The organism is Novipirellula herctigrandis (genome assembly GCA_007859835.1).
GTDB lineage: Bacteria > Planctomycetota > Planctomycetia > Pirellulales > Pirellulaceae > Novipirellula_A > Novipirellula_A herctigrandis.
Map to the genome: position 1 here is coordinate 1,166,960 of SJPJ01000001.1, position 3,979 is coordinate 1,170,938.

The window sequence follows — 3,979 nt, forward strand, 5'->3', positions numbered from 1 at the left end:
CATGTTGCAGTGGGATCCAGTAACAATCGGTTTATCATCTTCGCGCATGAGCGTTTTGGCAAGCTTCAGCCCAAGACTTTGGCATTGCCTCTTGTCGCAACAACTCGATCTCAGCTTGAATTCGGAGTGATTTTGCACGAATGAGAACATCTGACGAGCAACGTCGCTGATCGTAGCGTGCAGCACAGATTGCCTCTCTTCGTCGCATGGAATCGAGTGTTGATTTCATTCGTTCCGTTGTGGGATCAATATCGCGAACCGCTGCGTCGTCATCGCATGCCTGCGACAAATCCTCGCGGCAGTATCGACAGATTCGGTCGAGCAGCAAGCCGCTCGGTCGAATGCAGAGGCAGATACAAAACGCAGCGAGAAAGATTATCATGTAAAACGCAATCACTGAGCCAGTTTGCCAAAGACGCCAATCCCAGCACAGAGGAATCCCACAAAGATCACGTTACCGAGAGCGCAACTTGTACTTTTCGTCGCGACGTATTTCGATTCGCTCATGTGTGGGAAACGGATTCGATGTCAATCAACTTGTGTCGGACAACGCTAGCGATCAGCCGGTGGCGACGGTTGATCATCCACTTCAAAACGCTTGACTTCGCCGCTCGGTTGCACCGCAGGGTTCGCCGCTCCGGGTGACCAAATCGGACGCCCAGATGCAGCCTGACGTTTGCGAGCGTCGTCCAGAATCGCACGGAGATCACCACCGAAGCGTTCCGAGATTTCGCGACGTGTTTGATGAATTTCGTCGAGTATTGGATCAGTCGTTGTCGGTTTCTGGATCATTACCCACCATCTCTTCCGGCGTGCAAATCACCGGAATTGGAATTGAAAGGTCGTTGAAGACGGCGTGAATTCGAGGCAATATCCTGGCGTTGGCGATGTGCCGACAGTTCCACGTCAGTAAATATTGTATCCGATGATGGGCAACCATGGCGATGTGAAGTGCATCTGTACGCGCCTTTTCGGGCAAGTCAAAAAAAGGGGAAGGGGGTAATTAAGCGTCAAAAAAAGGAAAAGGGGGTAATTAAGCGAAACGACCCCCTTCCCCTTTTCCTCGCCTGAGGACACGATCGATGCCGGCAGGAATGGTACGCGACGTTGTGGTAGTGGCCCTCGGGGCAACTGTTGACACAGCCCCCCAGGGCTTCGGTTCTGCAGGCCTGCACATTCCAGGCGGCACGAAGCATATCGCTTGAGCATCGGTACTTCGCGTGGAAGCTCAAAAAGTGGTCTCGAAACAGCGTTTGAAGTGTGATCGACATGACGATTGCTTTACGCGTTGGCGTCACCATCCGTTAGCATCGCTGCCAACATTTAACCTCATCGCAAAAGCTTGACTCGCTAACCTTTCGCCCGGAGGGCCAGTTCAACGGTCGGGTTAACCGGGGTCGCCTAATGTGGTCACCATTTGAAACGGGCTGATGGCGACCTCCGGTTCAACCCATGGTTATCGGATCCCGTGTGGTCGTCATCGAACATGTCGAACCCGCGGGAATGAGTGGCCCGCCGACTCAAGCGCATCCAAAACATCGTACAGCCCCAGTAGATAGCCATGCAAACGAATCGTCCCATGCGAGTTAGTGTGAACGCGATACCATTGTGCCCACACCGCAAAATCGATGCCGGTGACGTCGGCCATTGGGATGACGCGATCTCGACGCCACGGTGATTGGCAAGAGATGCAATCGCGGGATACGTCCACACGGACGAACCAGAATTCGAGGAACATCACTACGATGGGGCAGCCCAGAATCATCCCGAGAGTCGCAGCCGCGAGAACAGATCGCAAGTCGGCAAGACCTTCGGTCGCAGCCATGGTGCCAAGAAGTGCGATCGACACGACCGCAAGTGCTAGCGTCATCACCTTGTGTTTCCGGCCGCAGTATGCGGTGGCAATGGGCGCTTCCATCGTCGATGCTCAGAGGTCCGCACAGGGACGCCAAATCCGATAACGCTACCGATCACCGAGGACCGGGAGTTGAGCATCCATTCGTGAAAACGATCCACCGGTCCTTCGGTGCATCGGATGGTTCGCCGCATCTACAGCTTTGGGTGGGGCAGATGCGATCTGAACAGCTTGAGCAGTGCTTTCGCCTTGGCGTCGTTGGCAAAGCCGTACCACCCGTGAGTGTAGCGTTTCTTATCTGCGTCGAATCGAGGGACATAAAAATTCTGGCATTGCCAGCAAACCGTTGTCTCAAATAGCAGCAAGTCACTGCGATACAACCGAAACCCGTATGCCGGGTAATGACAGAATGCACCGCCCAGACGATCAAAGGCCAGCGACTGCCAAGCCGTCCGCAGTTCGTTGCAGTCAGCGCCGGTTAGCGAGACGTGAGCGTGGATGGTGGCCTGAGCACCGTATGGACGCACGGGAAACGTTTTGCCACCGGGCTTAGGTTCCGGCTTCTCGTCGCTGAATGGATCGCGTTTGGGAAGGGATACAGCGTAGAGTTCGACTCGATCGAAGCTTGGCAGTGCGTCGGTATGTGCAAGCGACAGCATTCGTTCGTGTGGAGCGTCGCCATCAGGATGCGTTGCAGTCCATTCCGCCTTGGTATTGGCCTTATCATCGGTAGCGCCGAACGGATTCGCGTCTTGGGCTAACGCACAAGGCAGGGAAACGATGAGCAGCAGCAAGATCAGTAGAATACGCATCATGTGTCGAAGGTCGGATATTTCAGTCGGCGAACGGCCGGGTTCACCGAGGACGAGCGGTTGAGCAACCATTGCCTAAACGCGCTGTCGAGTCCTTCGTGTGCAACCCATGGTTCGTCGGTTCTCTGTTGTCGTCGGGAAGTATGTATTGTAACACAGGCGTCATGAGCCAACCCGCTAGATAAGCCGCACCGAATATTGCGGTGCCGGTAACAATCACAAACACAAATCCGCCAAGCTCCGACGAGATTGTGTCAAACGTCAAAGCTGTTCCTGCATTCGCGACGCCCATTCCAGCCGCAACCGAAACGCCTAGATCGTGCGCGGCGAATTGAAGCAACGGATAAAATTGCGTGAACGCGACGATTACTGATCCCACAATCATGCGTTCCGCGTGTGCAGAGTCCGTGTTGCAAACCAACCACGTCGCTATCAACAGAACGCACGCGGCGAATCCAATGCCGACGTTGCCGGGATCGTGGGCTAGAGGTGAAGCAAACGTGAGTAGCGAGGGAACGGCGAGATTCAAGAAAAAGAAGAGCGGCCAGACGCGTGAAAGAAGATTCCGGCTTTGGTCAGACGCAACTTCGTGTTCTTCGGGCGGTGAACGATACGGATTAGCCGCGTGTTTCAATTCTCGATCCGACGAACGGCAACGATCAGCCGGCGGCGACGGCAGATCAACAATTCTAAAACGCCCGATTTCGCCGCTCGGTTGAATCGTTTGGTTATCCGCCATTTTGTTTCAGTTCTGGTGCATTAGGCCGTGGCGTGAAGCCCAACGTTCCGTCGACAACAGTCACGACCAAGCCAAATTCGCCGTTGTCATCTGCTTGCGATTTCAAAAAGGGTTTGCTCCGGATGAACCCAACGTATCGCCCATCTCGCTCGTGGCGAAGTTTAATCGTGCCCGAACCGGGGCTTCCGTCCTTGGGGTCAATATATGTAAACCCCACCATATATGTCGCACCAACCGGGTTGTATTGAATCATGGTAGTATCAACAGGGATGCCAGCGTTTGCGGTTGCCCGCTCAACCTGAATCGCGATGTCCAGCTCAGGACTTGGGAAAACCGTATCGAGTTGCGATCTAAGACGTGCTATTTCGGATCGAGATCGATGTAACGCAATAGAAAGTGCGACAATCGGCACAAACAGCAAGAGCGAGGCCAAGGAGATGCGAAATCGTTTCACTTTTACTTACCAAATGGCTTCATGAACTCGGTTACGCTCAATCGGATAACGGCAGTGATCAGCGGGGACGGGCGAAAGACTTGCAAGCAGACGAGAAAACGGACCACCCGTCCTCCGTT

Annotated in this window: 5 protein-coding genes and 1 pseudogene; all 6 read right to left on the bottom strand. The window is 54.1% G+C overall.

The genetic code is table 11. From position 1 onward, the window contains the following. Nucleotides 1–552: 552 nt before the first annotated feature. Nucleotides 553–792 (bottom strand): hypothetical protein, encoded by a 240-nt coding sequence (locus tag CA13_RS03990; protein ID WP_146394698.1) that lies wholly within the window; start codon nt 790–792, stop codon nt 553–555. 275 nt (nt 793–1,067) lie between these two features. After that, a pseudogene (locus CA13_RS03995) lies at nt 1,068–1,271 on the bottom strand (transposase zinc-binding domain-containing protein); the annotation flags it as partial. A gap of 206 nt (nt 1,272–1,477) precedes the next feature. Beyond that, nucleotides 1,478–1,918: a hypothetical protein gene (locus CA13_RS04000; RefSeq protein ID WP_146394700.1), complete on the bottom strand. Its 441-nt coding sequence runs from the start codon at nt 1,916–1,918 to the stop codon at nt 1,478–1,480. A gap of 131 nt (nt 1,919–2,049) precedes the next feature. After that, entirely contained in the window at nt 2,050–2,670 is a 621-nt protein-coding gene (locus CA13_RS04005; protein ID WP_146394701.1) for a hypothetical protein, read from the bottom strand. 40 nt (nt 2,671–2,710) lie between these two features. Next, a complete protein-coding gene (locus CA13_RS04010) occupies nt 2,711–3,406 on the bottom strand; it encodes a hypothetical protein (protein ID WP_146394702.1) in 696 nt (231 codons plus the stop codon). Then, complete coding sequence (locus CA13_RS04015) at nt 3,396–3,860, bottom strand: hypothetical protein (RefSeq protein WP_146394703.1); 465 nt, start codon at nt 3,858–3,860, stop codon at nt 3,396–3,398. Before CA13_RS04015 ends, CA13_RS04010 begins: the two co-directional genes overlap by 11 nt. Between the last annotated feature and the right edge of the window lie 119 nt (nt 3,861–3,979).

Bases quoted from the DNA above. Each gene is read 5' to 3' on its own strand.
- CA13_RS03990 (WP_146394698.1), bottom strand. From the start codon at position 792: ATGATCCAGAAACCGACAACGACTGATCCAATACTCGACGAAATTCAT.
- CA13_RS04000 (WP_146394700.1), bottom strand. From the start codon at position 1,918: ATGGAAGCGCCCATTGCCACCGCATACTGCGGCCGGAAACACAAGGTG.
- CA13_RS04005 (WP_146394701.1), bottom strand. From the start codon at position 2,670: ATGATGCGTATTCTACTGATCTTGCTGCTGCTCATCGTTTCCCTGCCT.
- CA13_RS04010 (WP_146394702.1), bottom strand. From the start codon at position 3,406: ATGGCGGATAACCAAACGATTCAACCGAGCGGCGAAATCGGGCGTTTT.